The following is a 25,866-nucleotide window of genomic DNA, read 5'->3' on the forward strand; positions in this document are numbered from 1 at the left end:
ATATAGAGAGCCCCGGCCTAAACAAAAATCGGCAGACTAATGGACTAAACACATTAAATCGCCGATTCTTAAGAGTATAAGGCTTAGTTTGCTTGATTTCGCCAAATTTACGTGTCTTTGCCAAGCTGTCTCCAGCTTAAATGTACTATTTATTGTTTTGGGGAGCTTGGAAGGCCGAAGACATCCTCCGCTACCAGCGTAGAGGCTCCTGGTTCTGCCACAGCATCCAGCGGTCCGTTTCCAGAATGGCCGCCGTTCCAATGCTGTACTCGCTCTTCTGGCCGCACTTCAGATCCAGTAAATGCAGCATGCCCCCGTAAGTGCCGACGGCAAGCACCTTCTCGTCCACCGTTAATGTCATGCCCGAGATTGTACTACCCACGAAATAACGCCAGATCTCCTGGCCCTGCTTGTCGATGAATTTAAGATAACCGTAGGCGTCCCCGAGAATATAACCTTCCTGCAGAGCTACTCCCGCATAAACGCGCATTTCCTCGTTGGCCAGCAGCCACTCCTCCGGGCTGCCCCACTCTCTCTTTTGCGCGGCCTCCGCCAAAGGCACCTTAAAGGTCGCCCCGTTGTAAAAGTGGCACGCATTGAACCACACCTCACGGCTGTCCTCCGAGAAACGGGCAAAGTGCGGATAGCTGGAGGCCGGCTCGTAAGCATATACCGCTCCGCTCTGCAGGTCCTTCAATTGATGTTCACTGCTCTGCGAACCGTAGGCCAGCCAGCGGCCATCGGGGGATACGTCACCGTGTGCCATATCCACGATCGTATCCTCGCTCTCGTACTCTCTCAAGTCGGCAAGCTCAGGATGGAGCAGTTCAACCTCTACCTCACCCTCACCGCCGCCTAGCAGATAAATCCCGTATCCGCATACGAGCAGCACCCTTCTGCCCCCGTCAAAAGGAATCACCTCATCCATGTGCCTTTCTGGATTCTCCCCATCGGCCAGAGATTCCAGATCCGGGAGAACCGCTTTAAGCCTGCCCTGCACATCCTTCCAGAGAAAAACAGCGACCTGCTTCCCTTCCGTATCGCCAGTCATACCTTTCACCACACGAATGCCTTGTTCATTCACAAGTGCCACATACGCGCCGTCCCGCGAGCTGCCGGCATAATTCGCTCCGGTAATTTCGGTCAGGTCCCCCACGTGAGCCCTGTAGAGCGTTCCCCCTGGACTCCCGGAAACGGCGTGCACCAGCAAGCTGCCATCCTGTAAGAATGCCAGCGGCTTCACTGGCTGCAGCTTATCGGGAAATTCGGAGGTAATCGGCCAAGAAGCCGGCGGAATTTCCTCACGCAGCTTCTTCGTTTCCCCGCACCGATTAGCTTCGCGAATCATCTGCAAGATGTCCCCCGCTATGCTTCTGCGCTGATCCTCCTCCGGCGGCTTCAAGTCCTCCGGCCAGCCTGTTTCATTGCCGACGCGCACGTATTCATTAATATCAGATGCGTACCTTTTCCCTTCAGTCCGCCAGTGTTCTGCAATTCCCTTATTCAACCAGTCCATATAAATGATTCTCCTTATATATCGCCACATTCTACATATCTCTTCATGATACACTGGAAAAGCCAGGAAGTGAAAGGTACGAAATATGCAGAAAAAAGGGGAATAATGGCAGGGTAGTGAGCTCCCCGGGAGAATATTATCCCATTTATAGTTAAGCATAAAGACCTATACGAAGTTAACGATCCCGGTGAATAATATATTTCAATAAATGCTTCAGAAAAGCAATGTTGCGTGGTATTCCCCTCAGCGCTTCCATAGCAAGACAGTAGTGTTCCCACATTTCTTTGGCCGCACCTTCCGGACCGAGGATGGATACAAACGTGGAGTTGTTGTTCTCGGCATCCTTGCCCACAGGCTTCCCCAGCAGGTTCGCATCCCCCTCCAGATCAAGCAAATCATCTTTAATCTGAAAAGCAATGCCCGCATGATAGGCGAATTTCTTCAGACCCGCAATTTCCTCCTCCTTAGCCTCAGCAAGAATAGCAGGCATGACCAGAGAAGCCTCAAATGCTATGCCGGTTTTGTAAAAACTTATCGTATTCAACTGCTCCAATGTCAACGCTTTCCCTCTGGAATTAAGGTCCATCATCTGCCCCATACACAGATCTTCTGCCTTTTGTGCCGAATACTGCATCAAGGCAAGCACGGTCTTGGCCTTGAACTGATCAAGTGATGCCTGTTCCTGAATCGCCTTCTGAATCAGAAACAAGCCGGTTAATTCGGCCGTAGCGGTATCATTCACGAGATGCAGGGTCGGGCGCCCTCTACGGAATAACGCGTTATCCTGGGACGGTAAATCGTCGAAAATCAAGGATGCCGTATGCATATACTCCATGGATCGCAAAAGCGGCAGGATTGCCGGCCCATCCAGTCCATATTCGTTCACACCCATCACCCAAATCAATACAGGCCGCAGACGCTTCCCATCCCCTTCAAGGCTGTAATTAGCCGCATCAATAAGCGGCCCTTTCATCGGTGGCATCCCGTCATGCTTCGGTATCGGCAAGGTGCGGTTGATCTGATTCTGGGCCATCTTGACCGTCTCCAGGAAGTCCTCTTGTTCCTTCCGGTCGTTTCTCAGAGTGGCAATCACCTGGTCCCGAAGCAGCTTGTCGAAGAAATCCACGTGATCTGCCTTTCGAACCATCATCTGGATAAGACGATGAAATTCCGAATTTCCAGGAGTAAGCAAGTTCATGATTTCATGATATTTCTCAGTACCCATCCGTTCTTTAAATCGTTTCAGACCATTGATGGCGCGGTTTAGGATAACCTCACGGGTCTTGGCATCGGAATGGTACACGTTATGAATCAGATGCGAGATGACCGCCCAGTATAATTCAAAGGGATTTATCAGATCCACCCGCTGATCGTGGTATTTTAAATAGTAGGTATAGGGGGTTACCGCACCGTCTCTCATGTCGTCAAGCATATCCGCAAAATCATCTGCCAGTTGGTTATAGATGCCATAATAGAAGGTCCGATCATCAAAGCCTTCATCTACAGGGGCACTGATAACAGAACGGGCAAGCAACCGGGAAGATGAGGATTTTAAAATGATCGGTATATAAAGCTCTTCATTCGAGTAGTTAGCATTCGCCAGATCCTTCTTGCGGTCCAGCTCCTGGGAATGAAAAAACACATAGGATTGTTCAAAAAAGGGCTGCCTGGTTTCCGCCCGCTGATGGCACTTTATATACTCAAAAGCTTCCTTAAGCTCTGCATGGATGTATTGCATCATATCCACGTTATTTCCGGCCCACTCCTTGTCTATATCCGGTACAGATCCGGTAAGCAAGGTGGTGCGGATTACGAGGGAGTATTGCTCTTTCTCTTGGGCGGTTAAGACCTGCGAATCCAGAAGGTCATCAATGAAAGGATAGGTAAGACCATAGGAATAGCCCAGCCTGATAGCTTCATCCAGCTGCCTTGAGCGTTCTTCAGACGGCACTTGATCCCCCATTTCTTCAATGACATGCAGGACAACCCCCAGAATAATCTTCAGCAGCTTGCGTTGAGCTTGCTCGGCATCTAGCTCCTTCGGTAGGTTTGAGGATACCGTCTTAAGCTTGCTAATCAACCAGATTACGGTAGTCTCTATGCCTTCCCTCTGTGCCCAGCGGTAAGCCCCCGCCAAACTCATGTACTCTGGCTGGTCCCCCTGGTTTGCCATGGTGGAATGAACCAGGTGACGTTTGATGTCAGCAACTAAACGCTTGATCCTGATCCGGGTATCAGGAGAATCCAAAACCTGGCCCAAATCCCTCATATAAATATAGGACACACTTCGATCCAGGTAATCATCCAAGCGCCCTGTCTTCTCAAGCCAACCTAGATATCTGTGGTAATCCCGGGAATCCGGTTTATTCCTTAAACTCGAGGCAACCGCCCATAAACGGGGAGATATATGGTCTCTTTTCCACAACTGGATATCTCTCATCAGGGTAGGCACATAATTCTTTTCCATGACCTGTGTATAAAGGAATGCAAAGTACTGAGCCGCCTTCTGCTCAGCCAACTGATAACCCCTATCGACATGATCGATAAAATCGACATTCATACGCTGTATGACCTCATTTTCTATTAGATGTAATACCTATATGCTATATGGGAATGGAGGTTTCCCCATGGGCAGGAATGATCGAATTCAAGTTCAACTAGGCAAAATCATATTAAATCTTAGTACGGGAAAGATTCTTCTTAGTTACGAAATTTTTATTGCAGGATATGACTCCCTGTTCAATACGTGCTCTTTTTGGCTATTGACATAAATAATGAAGTCTTATAATAATAAAGCTTGCACTGTGTATCACTTATATTGTGAATTTTATTACAAGGAGTCGCCGACTATGTGGTTTGTATTTGCTTTATTAACAGCTTTAGCTTGGGGAGGTGCGGATCTCTTTTATAAAAAAGGCAGTGACAGTCATGACCGGTATAGTCATATTAAAATCGTCATTGTGGTGGGCCTCGTTATGGGAATTCACGCCACGGCTTATATGCTCATTCAGGGATTAAGCTTTAATCCCATAGACATGCTGCGTTACCTGCCCGTCTCCGCACTATATATCCTGTCGATGACCCTCGGTTATATTGGACTAAGGTATATGGAGCTGTCCATTGCATCTCCCGTACAGAATTCCTCAGGAGCCGTTACGGCCATTCTGCTCTTTATCTTCTTCACTCATGATCTGAGCCTCATTGAGATATTGGGTATAGCAATAATTACCTGCGGCGTTGTTGGCATTGCGGTCTTGGAGAAGAGAGCTGAGCACGAGGCGCTTCAGAACCATTCAGCACAAATAGATAAAAAGTATCAAATCGGCTTCATGGCCATTACCTTTCCGATTCTGTACTGCCTGATCGATGGGCTCGGCACCTTCGCCGATGGCATCTATCTGGATGAACTGAACCTGATCAGCCAGGACGCCGCCCTGCTCGCTTATGAGTTTACTTTTTTCATCTGCGCCGTACTGGCATATACATACCTCAAGTTTGTGAAAAAACAGCCGTTCAACCTGTTCCGGGAACGTGTCAAAGGTTATGCGGCCATCCTGGAAACCACGGGGCAATTCTTCTATGTATTCGCCATGTCCAGCAATGCCATTATTGCAGCCCCTCTCATTGCCTCATACAGCATTTTCTCCGTCATTTTATCCCGGGTATTTCTCAAGGAACGGCTGAATGCCAAGCAATACGCCGTTGTGATGATCGTGATTGTGGGAATCGCTTTGCTAGGCCTCGCGGATGAGCTCTAGCAAACAGAAAGCCCGGCCATAACGGCCGGGCTTTCATTGCGGGAGCAGGTTTTAGGATTACAAATTAAAGGTTGTCATAAAACGGTTGATCAAGGCTGCGGCTTCTGCACGGGATACGGCACCCTTCGGATCAAGCTTGCCGTTGCCCTTGCCGGAGATCAGCTGATTGCTTACGGACCACTTCATGGCATCAACTGCCCAAGTGGAGATTTTGCCCGAGTCTGCGAACGGGGACAAAGATTGGTTAGCATTCATATTTAACTTGTTAGCCTTGGCATAATTGAAGAGGATCTGTACAAGCTGTTCCCGGGTAATTGGCTGATCGGGAGCAAACTGGCTGCGATTAACCCCTTGGACGATGTCATTCTGACTTGCCCAAGCTACTGCATCACGGTAATAAGCATTTGCATTTACATCTTGGAAGTGATGGGCTGCTGCCCCTGCTTCAGGCTTACCTGCTAAACGGTGCATCACGGTGGCCAGCATCCCCCGGGTCATGGTGGTGTCTGGACTGAATTTATTTGCTGCCGTACCCGTGAACAATTCATGCTCTACAACATAGTTAATTACTGAAGCTGCCCAATGATTCGTAACATCATTAAAAGCAGCAGCAGGTTTGGCTGGCTCAGTAGGTTTCTGAGGCAACTCAGGATTTCCAGGCTGCTCTGGAAGCTTCTCAAAGGTCACCACAACTTGGTCCGAAGATTTCAAGCCTGTCAATTGAGTGAGTACCCCCTTCGATACCCCGTTGACCGTAACATCCTTGACCTGGTAGCCCTTGTCAGGTGTAATGGTTACACTTCCATTTGAACCAGCCGTAACGGTTCCCCCGCCGCCTGGGACGGACACATTTGGCTTGTTGGAGCTGCCGCTGCTTGGCGCACTGTTGTCTGACGGGCTGCTGCCGCCGGATGGACTATTGCCTGACGAGCCACCGCTCGGCGGGTAGGCTTTTACGATAAAGGTATACGGCTTATCCATACTTTTACCGCCACGGGATACCGTTGCAGTTAACGTGACACGCATATCTCCTGTGCCAGCAGAGGGACGGGTAACTACCGCTTTATTGTTATCAAGGCGAATGACATCCGTGTTGCTGCTCTTCCACTCAATCTTGGTTCCGTGAAGCCCCTCCGAAGGAAGAAGAATGTCGGAAGTCACGGCACTCGTATCTCCAAGGGTTGAAGTTATACTGGCAATTGTATCGTTCATAGCCTGCTCGTCACTGAGCGCTGCAACATTCACAAAGATCGGGTTGGAATAAAACCACAAGCCTGTATAGTTCCGATCATTAATGTTATTAAAGCGTTCCTCGTTCTGCTCTGGCGTTACACTGCCGCTGTAGTCGAAGGACTTATCCTGCACAGGCTCACCGTTATCGGTGTAGCCAGGTACGTTTGTACCCAAATTCGTACCCCGCAACCTGTAGTAGCGGTTGGTGTCCGCTGGCACCTTATAAGAAACCGTATAATACCCTTCCGCATCGGGCTGTCCCCAGTCTTCCTGGGTAAAGCGTTTAATGACTTTTGTCGTATCATTGGTGGTATTACCGGCGTATTGGCTCTCATTGAGCTTCCCGGTCACTTCTCCAGAGATCAGATCGACATGGTCAACCTTGATATTATTCGTAACTGAAGTATCATGCGGGCTAATTGGGGCATAGTTGTTGTGCTCCGGGCTCTTGAAGCGGATGCTGATGGTTGTAAGATCCCCTTCGATCACTTGCAGATTCCCACCCATTTCGGCCTGTTGGCCATTACCAGCAGCTTTAAAATCAAGCGCATTGATAAGATCGCCATATACGGCATAGGATTTACCTGAACGCATTCCCGCTACAACATCTTTAAAAGTATTGCCCTCGACCCATGTATAATTTCGTGAATACTCACTAGGCCAGTAGCCGCTTGAATAATTGCGGTTGCTGCTCACTTTAAAGTGGAAATCGGAATTCGTGAAGTTCCAGAAACGGCGCCCTTCACCGAGCAGAGCGTCCCACATGCCGCCGACCTTGGCCACCATAACGTCTGCGCCGCCGTATACATCGGCCAGTTCCGATCTGTTCTTACTAGCGGCCATCTGGTTGCCCGGCAGCCCTTCCATGCCAAACACAATGTCCGGAGCAAGGTCATTCATTTTGCGAATGTCCTCAATAGTGACTACACCCGAGCTGTCCCCATTATGACGGGACGGATGGTTAAGCAGGACGTAGCTCTCTGGGTAATTCGTTTTGAGCCAATTAATGGCTTCAAGAGTTTTATTCTTATCGGGCTTTAATGTATTCTTATCCGGTTTAGGCCCCCACAGAGCCTCCTCACCTGAATGGAATACTCCTGGGGTAGTATCGTAGCTGTACAACCACTCGAATTGATGAATAGCATCAATAGGTACTTCATCACTCTTGGAATCAATGATGCCCACAGAACCATGATCCAGACCCATCATGTCCCATTCAAAACCGGAATAAATGAACTTACCCAGGTATTTCCCAGCCGCTTGGAGCGCTTTAAGCTTGTCCTGCTGATCCTTGATCGCTTCCCAGCGTGCCGTCTTCTTGTCGTTTCCGTCCGGATCGCGCGGCGAGTCACGCAGATGGTCAGCTAACATCAGAAAATCAAAGGGATTACCGTAAGTCAGGGATGTAACAGTTTCGGCAGGCTTCTTATCGAGGTCCTCCCGAAAGGCTGCATCAAGTACATTCTCCAGCTTCATAAAAGATTCGGAGGCATCACTCGATTGTATGGTGTGCGTGTGATATTCGCCGGACATCCATTTTCCCGTGGAGTTGGTGGAAGGTATGCTTTCTGCAGCAGACACTGTCGCAGCACTCTGTGCAAGAATTAAAAAGGCGAAGGAGGTACAAATGAAAGACTTCAGCTTGCTGTTCATCTAGTTACATTCCCCTTTAGGTACATTTTGATAGAGTTAAGTATATAGATGAACTGTAAATTCACATGTAAGAATTTTGTCGAACTTTGTAAATCTAATCTTTCTTGTATAAGAGAGAGATGCCGCTTGAGAGTGTTTTTATGCCTTTAGTAGAGGGCTAGAGGGCAGTACAAATAAAAAACGACCGATGGACGTTCGGTCGCAATACTCGGACATAGTTATATTATAAAAGAGCCCCTGTAAAAGTTACTGCCCCGACTACGTTTGCAGAACCACTCGTGACTAGACCCATTAATGAGTAGGTTACACTGCCAGTTCCCGGGGTCAAATCGACGTGATCAATACTTGTTGAGCCAAAAGTACCATTTCCGGCCCGTCCGTCATTTATGCTAAATATAATCGTTGCACCTCTCAAAATTTGAAATTGTAGGGAAGAGTCGCCTATAGTGTTCTGCCACCCTACTACACCAGTTAGCCAGACACGTCCGCCCGCAGGGACACTTGTTATTGTTATAGTTTTCAAGGTGGTCGCCGTACCGCTTAAGGCGATGGCTGAGCTTCCCGTAGTATTTGGTGTATTTTCTGAGACCTGAAATTGTTGAACTAATCCCGTGGCCCCGGTCGCTCCTGTCACCCCAGCCGTTCCCGTGGCTCCGGTCACTCCCGTCACCCCTGCTGTTCCCGTGGCTCCGGTCGCTCCTGTCACTCCGGACGTTCCCGTGGCTCCGGTCGCCCCTGTCACCCCGGACGTTCCCGTGGCTCCGGTCACCCCCGTCACTCCAGCCGTTCCCGTGGCTCCGGTCGCTCCTGTCACCCCGGACGTTCCCGTGGCTCCGGTCACCCCCGTCACTCCAGCCGTTCCCGTGGCTCCGGTCGCTCCCGTCACCCCTGTCGTTCCCGTGGCCCCGGTCGCTCCTGTCACTCCGGCCGTTCCCGTTGCCCCGGTCGCCCCTGTCACCCCGGACGTTCCCGTGGCTCCGGTCGCTCCCGTCACTCCTGCTGTTCCTGTTGCTCCGGTAACCCCGGTCACTCCAGCCGCTCCGGTCGCTCCGGCTGTTCCCGTTGCTCCGGTCACCCCGGTCACTCCAGCCGCTCCGGTCGCTCCGGCTGTTCCCGTTGCTCCGGTCACCCCGGCCGTTCCTGTTGCTCCGGCCATTCCCGTGGCCCCGGTCGCCCCTGTCACCCCAGACGTTCCCGTGGCTCCGGTCGCTCCCGTCACTCCGGCCGTTCCCGTTGCTCCGGTCGCCCCCGTCACCCCTGTCGTTCCTGTTGCCCCGGTCGCCCCCGTCACTCCTGCCGTTCCCGTTGCTCCCGTGGCTCCCGTCACCCCAGCCGTTCCTGTTGCCCCGGTCGCTCCTGTCACTCCTGCCGTTCCTGTTGCTCCGGCCATTCCCGTGGCCCCGGTCGCCCCTGTCACCCCGGACGTTCCTGTTGCTCCGGCCATTCCCGTGGCCCCGGTCGCCCCTGTCACCCCGGACGTTCCCGTGGCTCCGGTTGCTCCCGTCACCCCTGTCGTTCCCGTTGCTCCGGTGGCTCCCGTCACCCCTGTCGTTCCCGTGCCTCCGGTTGCTCCCGTCACCCCTGCTGTTCCCGTTGCTCCGGTCGCTCCCGTCACCCCGGCCGTTCCTGTTGCTCCGGTCGCTCCCGTCACCCCTGTCGTTCCCGTTGCTCCCGTGGCCCCCATCTCTCCTGCTGTTCCTGTGACTCCGGTAGCCCCCATCACCCCGGACGTTCCTGTGGCCCCGGTCACTCCCGTCACTCCTGCCGTTCCCGTGGCTCCGGTAGCCCCTGTCACTCCAGCCGTTCCTGTGACTCCGGTAGCCCCCATCTCTCCGGCCATTCCCGTTGCTCCCGTGGCTCCCGTCACCCCGGCCGTTCCTGTTGCCCCGGTAGCCCCCGTCACCCCTGTCGTTCCCGTTGCCCCGGTCGCTCCGGTCACCCCGGCCGTTCCCGTGGCTCCGGTTGCTCCTGTCACTCCTGCCGTTCCTGTGGCTCCGGTAGCCCCCGTCACTCCTGCCGTTCCCGTGGCCCCGGTAGCCCCCGTCTCTCCGGCCGCTTCTGTTCCACCGGTGGCTCCCGTCTCTCCAGCCGCTCCTGTTGCACCGGTGGATCCTGCCACTCCAGCCTCTCCCGTTGCCCCGGTTACCCTAGCCGTTCCTGTTGCACCGCGCGCTCCTGTCACCCCAGCCCTTCCCGTGACTCCGGTGGCCCCCGTCTCTCCTGTCGCTCCGGTAGCCCCTGTCACTCCGGTCACTCCCGGAGGATCTGATTCTTTTACAACCTTCTTAATCTTTAACTTACTAATACACCTCTTTACTTTATGAAGATATAACAAGGAATTGATAACCGCTTTTTTAGCACGCCTTATTCTTTTTTGCCTAACATAACTCTTCGCTTCTTCCAACTCTTTTATCGCCGCATTTACTTTATAAATGCAGATCCTCCGTGATCGCGCCCTCGTCATCCGATCCGCTTCCCAGCCCGGCGATTTCCAATCGTTCTCATGCTGTATAAGTTATGAAATTTATAGTTAAGACTAACGCTCACTCGGTCGATTTCATACCTTGCACGTTTAAACTTGCCATGCCTTATTAAACATTTTACCTTGCGAAGCTGCACAATCGCTTTGTTTAAGGTGCGCATACGGTCCAGCTTATTCATGTATCCACAACCTCCCATCTGAAATAAGAAATACTGCATTCCAAGCTGGTCCGCCGATTTAATAAACTAAAATTACCTGTTTTAAAATCCATTATTGCCCTCTTGAGACCAATGTACGAAACGATTCCCTAAGCGAACACGGCATATAACTACTTCTAAAGAAGTTACCTTTCAGCTGCTCTTAATTCAACTGATCAGGGACGGGGAATCATATTACCTACATCAAGCAAAAACCCGGCCATACACGGCCGGGTTTCATTATTAAAAATCGTCTGATATATTCATTCGCTAAGATTACCCCATAGCCTTGCTGACATCATAATCCGTTAAATCGATGTCCAACTCCATGCTTAGCGCCAATTTAGCCATCTGCCCTCCGATAAAAGGCCCCATAGTCAGCCCCGAGGCTCCGAGTCCGTTCACTGCGAGGAGTCCTTCCCAGCCTGGAACAGCACCGATAACTGGCAGAAAATCGGCCGTAAATGGGCGGAAGCCCACCCTTATCTCCTGAAATGTGCTCTCCGCCAGACCAGGTGCCAACGGAAGGCCTTTGCTTAAAATCTCGTGCATACCGCCAGGCGTGATCCTCGTATCGTAGCCGTCAACATCGTTCTCATGCGTGGCCCCAATGACAATCTTCCGCTGCGCAAAAGCGAGCAAATATTGATCGGAAGGCGGCATCACCACGGGCCAACCGCCCGTATCCTGCCCCACATCTGCCAGCTCCAGGTGCATGATCTGTGCTTTCTGATACCGCACCTGAAAATCTACGCCTAACGGCTTCAGCAGCTGTCCCGCCCAAGCTCCCGCACAGACGATAACTTTATCGGCCGGGTAGCCGCTTCCCCCGCAAAGGGCGCCTGTTACACGGCCCGCCTGATACTCAAGCTGGGCGTCCCCATGCCTAAGCTCTGCCCCGTTCCTCTGTGCTGCCTGAAGCAGGGCATTCCGCAGGGCCCGGCCATCGACACGGGCAGCGCCACTGACATGAACGGAAGCATACTCTTCCGCCAATAGCGGGAACAGCTCTCGCGTGCCCTGTTCATCCAGCAAGCGGATTTCTCCGATTTCCGGCGCATCTTCCAACCGCTTGTGCGCCCGTTCCTCCATTTTGCGGAGCTTATCGGGATCTGTATGGATGCTGAGAGCACCCACTCTGGCATAGCCGGTATCGGTTTCCCCTTCCCGTTCAAGCACCTCAATTAACCGTGGATAATAGCGTGCTCCAGCCTTCGCAAGCCGGTACCAAGCCTGATTGCGCCTTTGCGACAGCCAAGGGCAGATGATGCCGGCCGCTGCATCCGTAGCCTGCCCTTCATCCTGCCGGTCGATCACAAGAACGTCCGCTCCAAGCTTAGTCAGATGATAGGCGGTGGATGCGCCAGCAATTCCGGCGCCAATAACAATTACTTTCATGATAATTTCAATCCTTCCTTCCATCGCTCTTCCCATTCTCTCACCATTATAACGTTATGGACTGGGCTAATGAAAAAAGCGAACTGGCTTATATCCTCCGAAAACTGTACAATCTGAAAATGAAATCTTGAATAAAGCGAGGATCACGTCCATGAAAGCATTACGATCTATTGTCTTACTGCTGCTGAGTATACTGATTCTGGCTGGCTGCGGGTTGACTGCAGAGAAGACACAGCCTTCCCACAATCCCACCAGCTTTGAGGCGGTGGCGAGCTACATCCGCGAGCACCACCGGCTGCCGGACAATTTTATCACCAAAAAAGAGGCGAGGCGCCTGGGCTGGGACCCGCAGTCCGGTAATCTGAACGAGGTTGCGCCTGGTAAGAGCATCGGAGGAGATGTGTTTCAGAACCGGGAAGGGAAGCTGCCCCGAAAAAAAGGGCGGACCTGGTATGAGGCGGATATCAATTACACAAAAGGGCCGCGGGGCAAGGACCGGATCGTGTTCTCAAGCGATGGCTTAATCTACAAGACGGAAGACCATTACGAAACGTATCAGCAAATGAAATAATGCTGAGGAGAAGTGGAGGAGTTCCTATGCACAGCATTACTTTGGATGGCAGACAACTACATACCCGCGAAGATCTGCATGCGGCTTTGAGAGAAGCACTAGATCTGCCCAGTCATTATGGTAATAATCTGGACGCTTTGTGGGATTGCTTAACCGGGTGGGTGGAAATGCCCGTAACCATCCGATGGGTGCATTATGAGGAAAGCGAGAAGAAGCTGGGGGAGTACAGCCAGCTTGTGCTTCAGCTTTTTAAAGAGGCTGAGGAGGAAATTCCAGGCTTTCAATTGTTAGTTGAATAACAAGAAGACAAGAACCGCTCTTTCCACGTGGGGAAGGGCGGTTCTTCGATGATGTGTATTAGAATCCCACAATTAATTAGTCAGCTTTAAAAATTGCCTGATCTGGTCTTCATTGTGTTATTCCGGACTGCAGCTTATGTTATGTTCCGGGAATTGTCGCTGAATCAGAACCGTTGAGCATGTGATCATCTACCCTGGGCTGCTTCGCCAGTTTATCTGCCACGAACCTTGGTGGGCTTCACTTTAACCGGTGCCGAATCCGGGCTTGCCCCTAATCTGTTCTCCGCAGTCACAACATAGTAGTAGTGCTTGCCGTTCTCCAAACCTTTGTCCGTAAAGCCCGGTGTCCGCAGGTTCCATGCTATGGTTGTGTATGGACCGGCACTCTTCGCGGCCCGCTTCACGGTGTAACTCTCCGCTCCGCTTGTCTCGCTCCACTTGAGTGTAACCTGCCCATTGCCTGCCACTGCCTTCAGGCCTGTCGGAGCGGCCGGAGCTGTTTTCACCCCAAGGTCATATGTTTTGATGTTTGGCAGCTCATCCAGCGTAACCACATAATCATGGTTATAAACCTTCTTCAGATGATCAAGTGAATTCGCATTTCCATCGAAGGCTCCCCACGTCGTGAACCAGCTCCAGTCAGCATGATACACGGGCAGCAGGTCAGGGTCCGGAATAGCCCCATTCTCCGTCATGGCCACAAGCTTGCGGTCTCTTCCTAGCGATACCAGTTGATCGTATTTGCCCATCTGTGGACTGTAATCCCCCGCAAGAGGATAGGAATCGTAACTGACTATGTCCACCACATCGTCTCCCGGGTACCAATCCGGCGATATAGAATTCCATACCCAGATCAGGTTGTTCAAGTGATGGTAATTGGTTAACCGGTCGTAAAGGATACGGTATAACTCCTTGCAGGGCTCTGCTCCCTTGGCCCCCCACCAGAACCAGCCCCCCTCCGCTTCGTGGAGCGGACGGAAGAGTACAGGAACATTCGCATCCTGCAGCCGCTTCAGCTGAATGGCTATCGCATCGATATCCCTGAGAAGCAATGCGTAGTCCTCAGAATCCGGGTGATCCAGCGCATACTGAATATCAAAGGTTGTGGAGTCGGTGTAGAATCCCCTCCACCACTCTTTACCAGGCTGATTGATCAGATCCTTCGGCGCGTTCCAATGCCATACGAAGCTTACGATCCCCCCTTGGCGGTCCCAATCTATCGCCTTTTCAATCTCGGTGGTCGCAGCACCTAGCTCTACCCGGGATGGCGAGTAATCCATCAGATCAAATCCAACCATGGCCGGCTTCTTCCCTAGGTTGCTCTGTATCCATGCTACATTGGAGTAATCCTGCTGTCCTGACAAGATCTTCGAACCGTAGCTGTCAACCAAATAGCTCATGAGCGACTTCACTGCCGAAGAAGCACCAGGATTGACTAAGGCTTTGGATACTTGATGAACGGCCGGAGCAGCAGCCGGCTCAATGGCAAAGTAGTCGATTTCGTACATGCCCCATCCCTTATCGAGCCGGATTGTATTTGTTCCTTTGTTCAGCAGTGCCTTGGTCACTGCCATCTCGGTAAAGCCTGTAGTTTGCTCAAAATCAACACTCCCCGCCGCTGTGCCGTTAACGAACAGATACGCTTGCTTGTGTCCATACGGAGAATGATAGCGGATCGTGATTTGATACAAACCAGCACTCGGAACCGACACGTCTACCGCTAAAGAATCTCCGTCATTGTCGAAGCTGGTTACATATCCGGTGCCGGAGTATCCTGGCGTATCCTTAGCTGCAGCTGTACCGGTTAAAGTACCGCTCTCTGCCTCGAAAATCCGTGAGCTCTTCGCTGATGCGGACATCGGAACGATCGCTAACAGTAATGAAATAATGAATAACAGGACGCTTGTTCTCTTCAAAATTTTATTCCTCCCCTTTCATGGTTGATCTCCCTGACGAAGACCCGTCTTTGCTGCTCCCTAACTTTTAAGCATAGGTTTAAATCCTCTTGTTTCGTCACACCACCTCCTTTATTGATACCGCTTTCATTTTTCGTTTTTAAATTACCTCCGGCTAACTTACCAAAAGATCACACCGATCTGGCAAACCGGATTTAGGTTGGTCTTTAAGATAAACCTAGCGGCCTGCTGCCAGCCGAAGGCCGGTAACAAGCCGCCGTTGAAAACCTGTTTCTAGTCTCTGCTTGCCATGTCGATGATCATAGCCAAGTGAACCGGCGCTGTTCTTGTTATGAACTTATTTCTCAGTTAGTGGACCACAGCTTGATCCGGTTTTGAATATGCTTGGTGTAAGCTTCTTCCATATCTTTAACTCCGGCCTTATCGAGCTCTGCCATGTACGCGTCCCATATCTTGTCAAAGTTCTCTGGCTTGGCCATAACCGCCTCTGGAACACGCTTCCAAGTAATATCCTTCATCTTGGCACCCAGAATAACGGCAGGGTCATCGTTAGGCAGAGACATCGTGTAGGCCGCTCCATAAGCTCTCGGCTTGAATTCTTCCTCTTTAGGGAACAGATCCTTCCAATGCTCAGCCTTATAGGCCTTCAAAGTTTCCTTCTCCGCCTTGTTGTAGGTTGCAGTCAGCATTTCCGGATAGTTGCGGGTGAAATAGTTGCCAGTCGAGTCCTTGATGCCATCGCCATAATGGACCATCATGTTCCAGTACAAGCCCATACCGGACTCTTTGGTGAACGCCGCATTGTCGTTGTCCATCCGCTCCTGCACAGCCGGAATGATCTTCCGTTTGCCATTCTCTACGGTGTAGTGCTTTCCTTCAATTCCCCAGTTGTTCAGGATCTGCCCTTCTTCTGATGCCAGGAAGTCAAGGAACTTGATCGCGCGTACCGGGTCCTTACACTTGCTGGAGATCGAGATTCCATACCCTCCGTCGAAGCCGGCCGGCCAGAAGCTCGTATCCTTATACTCCTTGCTCATTGTGACCGGATAGTGACCGTAGGTCTGATCGAATTTGCCGGCCGCTTTCAGCGCATTCTGCCCGTCGCCATAGTCCCATTCCGGGTCTGCCAGGCCCAGCACCCTGCCTGAGGCTATCTTTGCCTTAAACTGGTCCGTCTTTTGCACGAAGCTCTCCGGATCAAGCAGACCCTCCGCATTCATGTGGTTCAGCCAGCGGAAGTAATCCTTTTCTTCCGGACGACGGAAGTGGTAGGTAGCCTGGTGTGTATTCTGATCAATGTAATATTCCCCGTCGTTCGGTCCCCCGGTTGTCAGGAATGCCGAGTTCGTCACCTGATACATATGCCAGTCGTCTGCATTCAGAGACAAACCGATATTCTTGTTCCCGTTCTCGTCTGTCGGATGCTTGGTGATATAATCCTTAATCACTTTTTCATAATCCTGCACCGTGCGAATCTCCGGATATCCCGCTTCCTTAACAACACGGTGCTGGAGCTCGAAGCCTTCGTCAGCCTTGATCTTCTTCTCATCAACGGCGGACCATGTTGGAATGGCATAGATGGCCGGATCATCCAGACTGTACTTGGCCCGCACAATCTTATCACCCAGCATTTTCTTGATGTTTGGCGCATGCTTGTCGATGAGATCCGTCAGATCGATGATCGCGCCAGCATCAACCAGCTTGCCGACATCTGCCTTGGCGGCGATCAGATCCGGATAATTGCCTGTTGCGGCAATTAATGAAATTTTCTGTACCGGGTCTCCCACAGCGAACTCAGCATCCAGGGTTACGCCGGTTTTTTGAGTGATAACCTTGCCGACTTCGTCCTTCATGTTATTCCAATTCGTACTGGGGTCTTCGGAGAAATAAGTGAGTGTGATGGGCTCTAAGCTGTCCCCGTTACCACTTGCTTTATTGCCCTCGCCCGCGGATGAGCTGTCATTTCCCCCGCAGCCTGCAAGAGCGCCCACTAAAGTCAGTGACACAAGCAGTGCTGTAAACATCCTTTTTCGTCTAGATTTCATGAACATGCGACCTCCCCATATGAAAATGATTTGTATAATACAGGCGGTATACGTGGATACACCTGTCTGCACCCGTTTAACTCTTGACCGCACCCAGCGTCATGCCTTTAACGAAATATTTCTGCAGGAAAGGATACACGATAAGAATAGGCACTGTAACAATAATCGTGATAGCCATCTTCACCGATTCCGGCGAGACCTGTGCCATCCGCTGGGCCATATTGGCGGCGTCCTGGGAATTGGTTGCGCTTGTCGTGGTGCTTTGCAGAATTTTCATCAGCTCATACTGCAGGGTCGTCAACGATTCATTGGACCCATTGAACAGATAAGTGTCGAACCAGGAGTTCCACTGTCCCACTGCCAAGAACAGCGCCACGGTGGCAAGTGCCGGTTTACACAGAGGCAGAATGACGCGCCAGTAGATCGTAAAGTCATTTGCGCCATCCAGCTTAGCCGACTCCTGCAGAGCATAAGGCAGGCCGTCGATAAAGGAACGGATCACGAAGACGTTGAACGCGCTTACGAGTCCCGGCAGAATGTAAACGGCAAATGTATTAATTAAATTCAAATCCTTCATTAGGATGAACCCCGGAATCAAGCCCCCGGACACATACATCGTCACGGCAAGAAAGACGGAAATAAATCTTCTCGCTTGAAAGTCACTCCGTGCTAGCGTATAAGCCAGCATCGAGCCGCTGACTAGGCCCAGCACGGTGCCGATGATGGTCCGCAGAACAGAAATCTTAAATCCGGTGATCAGCCCCCCGTAGTTGAAAATCAATTCGTAATTTTTGAAGGTAAATTCCCTCGGCCAAATGGTAATTCCCCCTCTAACGGTATCCACTGAATCGTTAAAGGAAATCGCCAGCACGTTTAGGAACGGATAGATGGTTAGAACGGTTACCACCGTCATGGAGAGATAAACAAATATCCCCAGGATGCGGTCTTGCGGTGATTTTGCTTTAAGCTTGCTTGTTAATCTGCCGACAGATTTGGTGCTTCTGACAGCCTCCATATCATCCTTCCTCCCTACATGATGCTTTCTTTGGTAAAACGCTTAAAAATTCCGTTAGCCGCAAACAACAGGATTAGGCTGATCACTGAATTGAAGATATTGATTGCCGTCCCGAAGGAGTAGCGCCCCATCCCAAGACCATAGTTAAGCGCATACAAATCAAGCACCTCAGAGTAGTCGATGACCATGTGATTGCCCAGCAGGAATTGCTTCTCAAAGCCGGTCCCAAGCAAATGTCCGATAGACATAATCAAGAGAACAATAATGGTTGAACGGATCCCCGGCAGCGTGATATGCCACATCTGTCTGAGCCGGCTGGCACCATCCACCCGTGCGGCTTCGTACAGCTCAGGGCCAATACCGGAGATGGCAGCCAGATAGATAATGGCGTTCCAGCCTGTCTCCTTCCAGATGTCGGCACCAGTTACAATTCCCCAGAACCAATTCCCCTGGGCCATGAACTGGATCGGCCTATCAATAATGTGCAAGCCCATCAGGATATCGTTCACGACACCGCCGTCCGTCGAGAGCATCTTGGTGACAATGCCTGCCGCGACTACCCATGATACAAAATGCGGCAAATAAGATACGGTCTGTACGAATCGCTTCATAACCTGAATCCGGACCTCATTGAGCAGCAGAGCAAAAACAACCGGTATAATAAAACCGGCGACCAGGCCCATGAGGCTCATGGCAAGTGTGTTCCTGAGCACCTGATAGAAATGCCCATCCTGGAACAAGGTGCGGAAATGATCCAGGCCGACCCATTTCTGATCAAAGAAATTAACGCCCGGTCTATATTTCTGGAAGGCCATTGTCCAGCCCCACAGGGGCAAGTACTGGAAGACAAAGACCCAGAGAACAAACGGAATGGACATGAAGTACAGGTATTTCTGATTTTTAAATACCTTCCAGGCATTCTTCTTTTTCTCTTTGTAAGCGCCTTCCCTTTCTAGTGTTGCCGCTTTCATAATTCCTTCCCTCCCTTGGATTCCATCATAGATCAGAGAGAAGGCTCCGCCCATATCACGGATTTCGGAGAAAATCATCTAGAAATTATGGATTTTTATAATCCGATGGGGAGCGGCCCTCGTACCTTTTGAATTTGCTGTGAAAATAGTTCACGTTCGTGTAGCCGACACGCTCGGCCACTTCGTATACCTTCATCCCCTGGCCCAGCAGCTCCTTGGCTTTCTCAATGCGGACCCTGTCCAGGTAGGTGTTGAAGTACTCCCCGGTCTTGTTCTTGAACAGCTGCCCCAGATAGGCTGTGCTGTAGTTGAGCAGCCCGGCTAATGTGTCGAGTCTCAGGTTCTCCGCGTAATGCCTATGGATGAAGCTGATCATCTTCTTCAGCTCCTGCTCCTTGCCTCCCGGCCCGGCGTCCTCTGCCAGTGCAAGCAGGAAACGGTGGGTCTCCTCCAGGAGATCGTCCAGAACCTCATATTGGAGAATCCCGTTCAAGAAACGGGACACGGTCTCGGTTCCCATCAATTTCTTGTGAGAGCCTTCGGTCAGCTTATGAATGACCGCGTTGGTTAGAAAAAAGAAGGATTCCTTGACAACCTTCTCATCCTGTCCCTGTCTTAAGAAGAATGCTGCCGCCTCGTCCAAGAGTGGGCGTATCCCCGAATGGTTTCCAACATCCAGACTGTAATACAGGCGGAAGATGATCTGCTCCGTTATCTCTTCGGTGTCGCCGTCACTAGACAGCCAGTCTGGCTCTGGCAGAGGATACACCGGAGGGATTGGTCCCAGCAGCCGGCCCTTCTCACCGAAGAACGCTTGTTGAATCGATTCCTGAGCTTTTAAATAGGAATGGCCAATCTCTTCAGGCGAAGACACCGCTCCTCCGGTAGCAGCTGTAAACCGCAGCCCGTTCGCCGAGCTCCGGAGCTCCCGGTACAGCTTCTCCCGCCGCTGCCTCCCGCGCAGTGGCTCCTGGAGAAGGAGGATGGCGTATGGGGGACGGAGAGTTACGGCCCCCCTGTACTCTCCTTCGATGAGCGGTCTCCATGCCTCTGAAAGCCGATACAGCGCATCAGCACGGCCTGCTTCGGGAACCTGCGGGAGAACGGCAATGACCTCATAGCTGCTCCACAACAGATCAGCTTCTTCAGCCATGCTTATCAGCTTGGCTGATTCTATGGCTTTCTCCTGGGGATCAAGCAGCTGATGCAGCAGCCACCTCGGGTTCACCGCCTCTACGAATGGCTGCGCCCGCTTCATCCGCTCCTCTTCAATACGCTCACGCACCCGCTTTAAGTTGGCTGCCATTTCCTCCGTATCCACAGGTTTCAGAATGTATCCGGTCACTCCGTACTTAATGGCCATCTTGGCATACTCGAAGTCGGCATATCCGCTAAGAATAATAAAGTGCATCTGATGGCCGGAGGTTGTCAGGTTCCGAATCAACTCCAGCCCATCCATTAGCGGCATACGGATATCGACAATGGCGAGGTCCGGAGTTTCCTCCTTAATGACTTCCAAGGCTTCTTGTCCGTTGGCTGCCGTGGCTGTAACGGTAAACCCCAGCTGCTCCCACGGAATCAGAGTCTGAAGACCTTGACGAAGCTTAGGCTCGTCGTCCACAATAACTACCTTAATCAATTGGGCTCACCTCCTGGAATAACAAACGTAATGCAAGCTCCGAAGCCAGGTTCACTCTCGATAACCAAAGCGCTTGATTCCCCGTAAAGCAAGACCAGCCGGTCGTTGACGTTCTGCAGGCCGATGCTCTTGCCCTCATGCTGCTTAACAGGTGAGGCAAGCTCCTTCCGTACCTGGGCAAGGCGGTCAGCCGGGAACCCTGTTCCGTTGTCACATACCCGAACCCGGACACCTTCCCGGATCTCTCTTACTTCCACCACAATGACACCACCTTCCGCCCGGTTGTCCAGGCCGTGGATGATCGCATTCTCCACCAAGGGTTGGATGATCATCGGCGGCACAGACAGCTCCTCCAGCTTCGTATCAGCCTCCAAGCGGTACTTCAAGCGGTCCTCGTACCGGAACTTCTGAATATCAAGATAACACCGCACCCGTTCAAGCTCCTCGCGCAGCGAAATCCTGCCGTTGCCCGCCTCCAGACTGCTGCGCAGCAGCTTGCTGAGCAGCCATACCGCCTCAGCAATATCATCCTGTCTGCGGATATGGGCCTCCATCCGGATCGATTCCAGCGAGTTGAACAGGAAATGGGGGTTAATTTGGCTTACCAGCATCTTGAACTTCATCTCATTCTGTCTTTGCTCCACCAGACTTTTCTGACGATTCGTCTCCTGGACCTCATCTACCAGCTGGTTTACGTTTCTAACCAGCGCGTTAAACTGCCTGGACAGCACGCCGATTTCATCTTTTCCATCGATATGAAGAAAAGTATCCCAGGAGCCTGCCCCCACCTTGGTCATATGCCGGCTCAGGCGGAGGAGCCTCTTGGACAGCAGCGATGCTGAGGCATAGATCAGCAGAACGGCAAATACAAGGCTGGCCGTGATCACGACAATGCCGAGCCGGATGACCTGATTCGCATCACGGGTAATCTCGGATACGGAAAAAATAGAAATAATGCGCAGCCCATTCCAGCTGTTCTGCGGATTCAGCCTGGCGATAACGACCTTGGACGCTTTGCCGCCCAGCAGTGTATCGTAACTTCCCTCCTGCCCGTTAAGTATGTTTTCATCAGCATGAATCTCTGAAAGATTCTTTCCGAACATGCCTGGTTCATTGGAAGCCACAATCCGGTTCTTCGTATCCACGATTAAAGTAGGGAACGATTCTTGGTCCAGAATGGAGCTAAGCGGCTGCTTGCTCACATTGATAACCAGCACCCCTTTTCGTCCCAAGGAATCCAATGAAAATGAACGAATCAGACTAAGATAGTCGGTACCACTGCGTTCATCCTTAATCAAATTCCAGCCTGCGAGCCCCTTCTGCTCTATGGCCTCCTTGTACCAGCTCATGTTAGTGATCGTTGGGTCAGGCTGGATAAACTCCCAGTTGTTGAGTGCTCCCGGATTAACGGCATAGACGCGGATGCCGGAAATTTCTTTGTACAGCTGGAGATAGTCGCGAATATCCGTGTAATCCCGGTACGTCTTCACGACCTCGGCATAGCTGCTGTACTTTTGGCTGGCCACCCGTTTCATGCGATTGTCGTTGGTTAGCCGGTAGGAGATATCCAGCGGTACGTTGATCAATTCTTCCATACGCTTCTGGACACGCTCCACATTGGTGGAGATTTGCTTAAAAGCATCCTTAATAACAATTTCACGAAGCTTCCCGATGAGAAGCAGGCCGCAGAGCAGTAAGGGAAGTACGGCTGCTGAAATAAACGTAAATGCAAGCTTCTTCTTCATCTTCATGTCATTCATGATGCGGATAAAAAGCATGGATGACCCTCCCCTGCCAAGTTTGCCTACTACATGCAAAATGCCCCTTTTTGAATAAAAGGGGCATATCTTTATCGATTGTTCAGGCCCTACCTGTTCCTGGACTATACGTCAGTCACCTTTCAGGGTGTTACCGCCCGGAGTCTGAACCATCCGCTCTCATAGTCTTTCTGTTGGTAGGCAAGGGTCAGACCTAACTGCATAAGTCTGTCTCCTCCGTGGATTGACGTTTCTCCGTTATTTCCAGGTTGAACTTCGTATTCAAGTTCCGGATTAAGCCCGTCAAGACGCAAGCTCCGCAGAGGCGCGTTCGGCACAGCCATCACTTGGAAATAGTAGACGACAGCCTCCTTCTGGTCTTCCGACACAAACATCCAGGACGACTCGTTCCCTTGGAAAGGGCTCTTAAGCCGGTACAAGTCCCCCTTCTGAACCAAACCGCGAATCTCCTTATAGGCTGAGACTTGGCGTTTGACGATCTCCTTCTCTTCATCGGTAAATTTCGTCAGATCCAGTTCATATCCGAAGTTCCCGGACATAGCGACATCTCCCCGGAACTCCAGAGGTGTCATCCGTCCAACCTGGTGGTTCGGAACGGCCGATACGTGTGCCCCGATGGCGCTAACCGGATACACCAGGCTGGTGCCGTATTGAATCTTCAGCCGTTCCACCCCGTCGGTGTTATCGCTGGTCCAGGTCTGAGGCATGTAATACAGCATACCCGGATCAAAACGTCCGCCGCCGCTGGAGCAGCTCTCGAACAGAATATGCGGGAATGCGGAAGTGATGCGCTCCAGCAGCTCATACAGTCCAAGGACATAGCGGTGGGCCGTCTCGGATTGGCGTTCCGGTGGCAGAGCAGCAGAACCGATCTCCGTCAGAGCACGGTTCATGTCCCATTTCACGTATGAGACCGGCACCGTTGTGAAGATGGCGGAAAGCGAGTCGAAAATATAATCGCGCACCTCCTGGCGGGTGTAATCGAGCACCAGCTGCCATCTGGCTTCACTGCGTCTTCTTCCCGGAACATGCAGGCACCAATCCGGATTCTTCCGGTACAGCTCGCTGTCCGGTGAGATCATCTCAGGCTCGAACCAGAGACCGAACTTCAGGCCCTGCTCGTTAACGCGCTGGGCGACATCCGCCAGCCCGTCCGGCAGCTTCCGGCGGTCTTCATACCAATCGCCGAGCGACGAATTGTCGGAGTCCCTCTTGCCGAACCAGCCGTCATCCAGGACAAACAGCTCAATGCCAAGCCTTGCTCCCTCTTCCGCGATCGAGACCAGCTTGTCGGCGTCGAAGTTGAAATAAGTTGCCTCCCAGTTGTTGACCAGGATCGGCCGTTCCTCGTCCCGGAATTTCCCACGGCAGAGCCGGGTCCGGTACAAGCGGTGATATGTACGCGACATGCCTCCAAGGCCTTGGCCAGAGTACACCATGACAGCCTCAGGTGTCTGGAAGCTCTCGCCCGGGCTGAGCAGCCAAGCGAAGTCAAACGAGTTCAAGCCGATGCTTACCCGTGTGGAGCCAAACGAGTCCACTTCCGCTTCAGCTTCAAAGCTTCCGCTGTACACAAGGCTAAAGCCGTAGGCTTCACCATGGCTTTCCGTAGTCTCTGGAGTGACCAAAGCGGCAAAAGGGTTGAACTGATGGCTGCTCATGCCTCTTTTACTATCGATCCGGGTCTCACCTTGATGAATCGGCTTGCGGATAATGTTAGCTTCCCTGGCCCAGGCTCCCGTCAGATACATCATCTCTAAATCACTCTTGCCGGAGAAATCGACACTGGCGCTGAGGGCACGGCGAAGCCGGAGATTGTTGTCCCCCGCATTACTCAAACGGGCTGAACGGGTGATCACATTTCGATCTGCAAAAATCGTGTAGCTAAGAATGACCTTCAGGCCCGAATAGGCATCCTTTAATTCCAGCTCCAGTGTCTCCGCTTCGGCATCATCCTCGGTATATACAGCCGGAAGCCCTGATAACGATGGCTTTCCCTTCAAAATCCGGTATCCTTCATACTTCAGCTCCGTGATCCGGGTTCCATCCTCCAGTTCTGCTTGGTACGCCGGGTTACGGAAGTCCCCACTCCCGTACTGCGGATACTCTTGGGGCAGCCGGTCAAGTCCGGCCTTTGCCGGGGTATGAATCAACAGATCATCCATCTGTTCCCGGTGCTTCAGCCTGCCTCCCCAGTAGACATGCAATGGATACCCGTCCACGATCTGAATCATATAACTCATGCCAGGCGACTGCAGATGAAACAGCCCGGCTTGCTCCTGAACCAACACGCCCATGAATATACATCCTCTCTGTTTAGAAGCGATCCTCTACGGACATTACTCTCTTAAAAATCACATAGAAGACTGCTTCTCCATAATATGGTTTAAAGCTTGATTCGATATGACAACGTAATGGTTGAGTCTTCGAAAACACTATATTATATTTTATATACTGAGTACATGGCATGGTGCTCACTAAACATGGCACAATGCTAGATACGAGATAGAAGGGTAAGAGGAGATTTGCCGTGATTGAATATTTGCCGCGCAGCAAGCATCATTCGGAACTATATCTGACCCAATTTGGTGTGGAGAATTGCATACCTGGGCATTTTTATGGGCCGGCCGTAAGGGAGCATTATTTGCTGCATTATATTTTAGACGGGGAAGGCGTCTTCGAGGTGGGTGGAAGGAGGTATCATCTAAAAAAAGGACAGGGGTTTCTCATCTGCCCGGACATCATTACTTATTATCAGGCCGATGTTCTAAACCCTTGGTCTTATTGCTGGGTCGGATTTCATGGGACATTGGCTGAATGGCTCCTCAAGCAGGCGGGTCTTACGCAGGCATCCCCGATCCTGCACTATGATCGGGATGACATGATCTATCAATACGTGCAGTTGATGATAGAGTCCAAAGCTTACATAAAAGCTCGGGAAACCAGACTGACCGGGCTGCTGTACATGCTGCTATCGCTGCTTGTGGAGTATGGCCCGGCAGTTCCCCCAAGTGAGAAGGAGAGCCGGGCGGAGATTTACGTGGAGAAGGTGACGGATTTCATCGAAATGAACTATGCCCAGAAAATTACGATTGAGGATATCGCCCATTTTATTGGACTTAACCGAAGCTACTTGGGCTCGTTGTTCAAACAACAAATGAATGCAAGCATTCAGGAGTATCTGGTCCGCTACAGAATCAACAAAGCCTGTGAAATGATGGAGCATGCCGAGCTCACGATCGGCGATATCTCCCGTTCGGTTGGTTATAATGATCCTCTTCTTTTCTCCAAAGTGTTCAAGAAGGTGAAGGGGATCTCACCTAAGCATTACCGTGCGAAGGCCAATTTCCAGCCTCAAGCGGCTGAGCCGCAGGAACAGACCGGGGATTGAAGTG

The 25,866-nt window shown here is 51.5% G+C and carries 17 protein-coding genes; 4 read left to right on the top strand and 13 right to left on the bottom strand.

Annotation, left to right across the window (positions count from 1 at the left end; translation table 11 throughout):
- Positions 1–190: 190 nt before the first annotated feature.
- On the bottom strand, positions 191–1,516 hold the full coding sequence (locus KJS63_RS23065; protein WP_213621261.1) for a PQQ-binding-like beta-propeller repeat protein: 1,326 nt from the start codon (positions 1,514–1,516) through the stop codon (positions 191–193).
- 175 nt (positions 1,517–1,691) lie between these two features.
- Positions 1,692–4,076: a polyprenyl synthetase family protein gene (locus tag KJS63_RS23070; protein WP_213621262.1), complete on the bottom strand. Its 2,385-nt coding sequence runs from the start codon at positions 4,074–4,076 to the stop codon at positions 1,692–1,694.
- A gap of 289 nt (positions 4,077–4,365) precedes the next feature.
- Between KJS63_RS23070 and KJS63_RS23075 the strand changes: the two genes are divergently transcribed.
- Positions 4,366–5,274, top strand: a complete 909-nt coding sequence (locus tag KJS63_RS23075) for an EamA family transporter (protein WP_213621263.1) — start codon at positions 4,366–4,368, stop codon at positions 5,272–5,274.
- 57 nt (positions 5,275–5,331) lie between these two features.
- Here KJS63_RS23075 and KJS63_RS23080 read toward each other — a convergent pair whose 3' ends face one another.
- The 4 genes from KJS63_RS23080 to KJS63_RS23095 form a co-directional block, all read right to left on the bottom strand.
- Entirely contained in the window at positions 5,332–8,160 is a 2,829-nt protein-coding gene (locus tag KJS63_RS23080; protein WP_213621264.1) for an S-layer homology domain-containing protein, read from the bottom strand.
- 223 nt (positions 8,161–8,383) lie between these two features.
- Positions 8,384–10,405: a hypothetical protein gene (locus KJS63_RS23085; protein ID WP_213621265.1), complete on the bottom strand. Its 2,022-nt coding sequence runs from the start codon at positions 10,403–10,405 to the stop codon at positions 8,384–8,386.
- A 215-nt stretch (positions 10,406–10,620) separates the two neighbouring features.
- A complete protein-coding gene (locus KJS63_RS23090; protein ID WP_213621266.1) occupies positions 10,621–10,821 on the bottom strand; it encodes a hypothetical protein in 201 nt (66 codons plus the stop codon).
- A gap of 294 nt (positions 10,822–11,115) precedes the next feature.
- A complete protein-coding gene (locus tag KJS63_RS23095) occupies positions 11,116–12,240 on the bottom strand; it encodes an NAD(P)/FAD-dependent oxidoreductase (protein WP_213621301.1) in 1,125 nt (374 codons plus the stop codon).
- 148 nt (positions 12,241–12,388) lie between these two features.
- On the opposite strand from KJS63_RS23095, the gene KJS63_RS23100 reads away from it, so the two are divergent.
- Together KJS63_RS23100 and KJS63_RS23105 are read left to right on the top strand one after the other, a co-directional pair.
- Positions 12,389–12,808 (top strand): ribonuclease domain-containing protein, encoded by a 420-nt coding sequence (locus KJS63_RS23100; RefSeq protein WP_213621267.1) that lies wholly within the window; start codon positions 12,389–12,391, stop codon positions 12,806–12,808.
- Positions 12,809–12,834: 26 nt separating this feature from the next.
- Entirely contained in the window at positions 12,835–13,107 is a 273-nt protein-coding gene (locus tag KJS63_RS23105; RefSeq protein ID WP_213621268.1) for a barstar family protein, read from the top strand.
- 212 nt (positions 13,108–13,319) lie between these two features.
- On the opposite strand, the gene KJS63_RS23110 is transcribed toward KJS63_RS23105, so the two are convergent.
- From KJS63_RS23110 to KJS63_RS23140, 7 genes are all read right to left on the bottom strand, one after another.
- Positions 13,320–15,023, bottom strand: a complete 1,704-nt coding sequence (locus KJS63_RS23110) for a glycosyl hydrolase (protein ID WP_244862747.1) — start codon at positions 15,021–15,023, stop codon at positions 13,320–13,322.
- A gap of 344 nt (positions 15,024–15,367) precedes the next feature.
- Positions 15,368–17,068: an ABC transporter substrate-binding protein gene (locus tag KJS63_RS23115; protein WP_213621269.1), complete on the bottom strand. Its 1,701-nt coding sequence runs from the start codon at positions 17,066–17,068 to the stop codon at positions 15,368–15,370.
- 76 nt (positions 17,069–17,144) lie between these two features.
- Positions 17,145–18,083 (bottom strand): carbohydrate ABC transporter permease, encoded by a 939-nt coding sequence (locus tag KJS63_RS23120; protein ID WP_068613179.1) that lies wholly within the window; start codon positions 18,081–18,083, stop codon positions 17,145–17,147.
- A gap of 14 nt (positions 18,084–18,097) precedes the next feature.
- A complete protein-coding gene (locus KJS63_RS23125; RefSeq protein ID WP_068613176.1) occupies positions 18,098–19,054 on the bottom strand; it encodes an ABC transporter permease in 957 nt (318 codons plus the stop codon).
- 85 nt (positions 19,055–19,139) lie between these two features.
- Entirely contained in the window at positions 19,140–20,693 is a 1,554-nt protein-coding gene (locus KJS63_RS23130) for a response regulator transcription factor (RefSeq protein ID WP_213621270.1), read from the bottom strand.
- Complete coding sequence (locus KJS63_RS23135; RefSeq protein WP_213621271.1) at positions 20,690–22,471, bottom strand: sensor histidine kinase; 1,782 nt, start codon at positions 22,469–22,471, stop codon at positions 20,690–20,692. Before KJS63_RS23135 ends, KJS63_RS23130 begins: the two co-directional genes overlap by 4 nt.
- A 122-nt stretch (positions 22,472–22,593) precedes the next feature.
- On the bottom strand, positions 22,594–24,768 hold the full coding sequence (locus KJS63_RS23140; RefSeq protein WP_213621272.1) for an alpha-galactosidase: 2,175 nt from the start codon (positions 24,766–24,768) through the stop codon (positions 22,594–22,596).
- A gap of 233 nt (positions 24,769–25,001) precedes the next feature.
- Between KJS63_RS23140 and KJS63_RS23145 the strand changes: the two genes are divergently transcribed.
- A complete protein-coding gene (locus KJS63_RS23145; RefSeq protein WP_213621273.1) occupies positions 25,002–25,862 on the top strand; it encodes an AraC family transcriptional regulator in 861 nt (286 codons plus the stop codon).
- Positions 25,863–25,866: the final 4 nt, after the last annotated feature.

Origin of the sequence: Paenibacillus sp. J22TS3 (assembly GCF_018403205.1) — a bacterium.
Taxonomy (GTDB): domain Bacteria; phylum Bacillota; class Bacilli; order Paenibacillales; family Paenibacillaceae; genus Fontibacillus; species Fontibacillus tuaregi.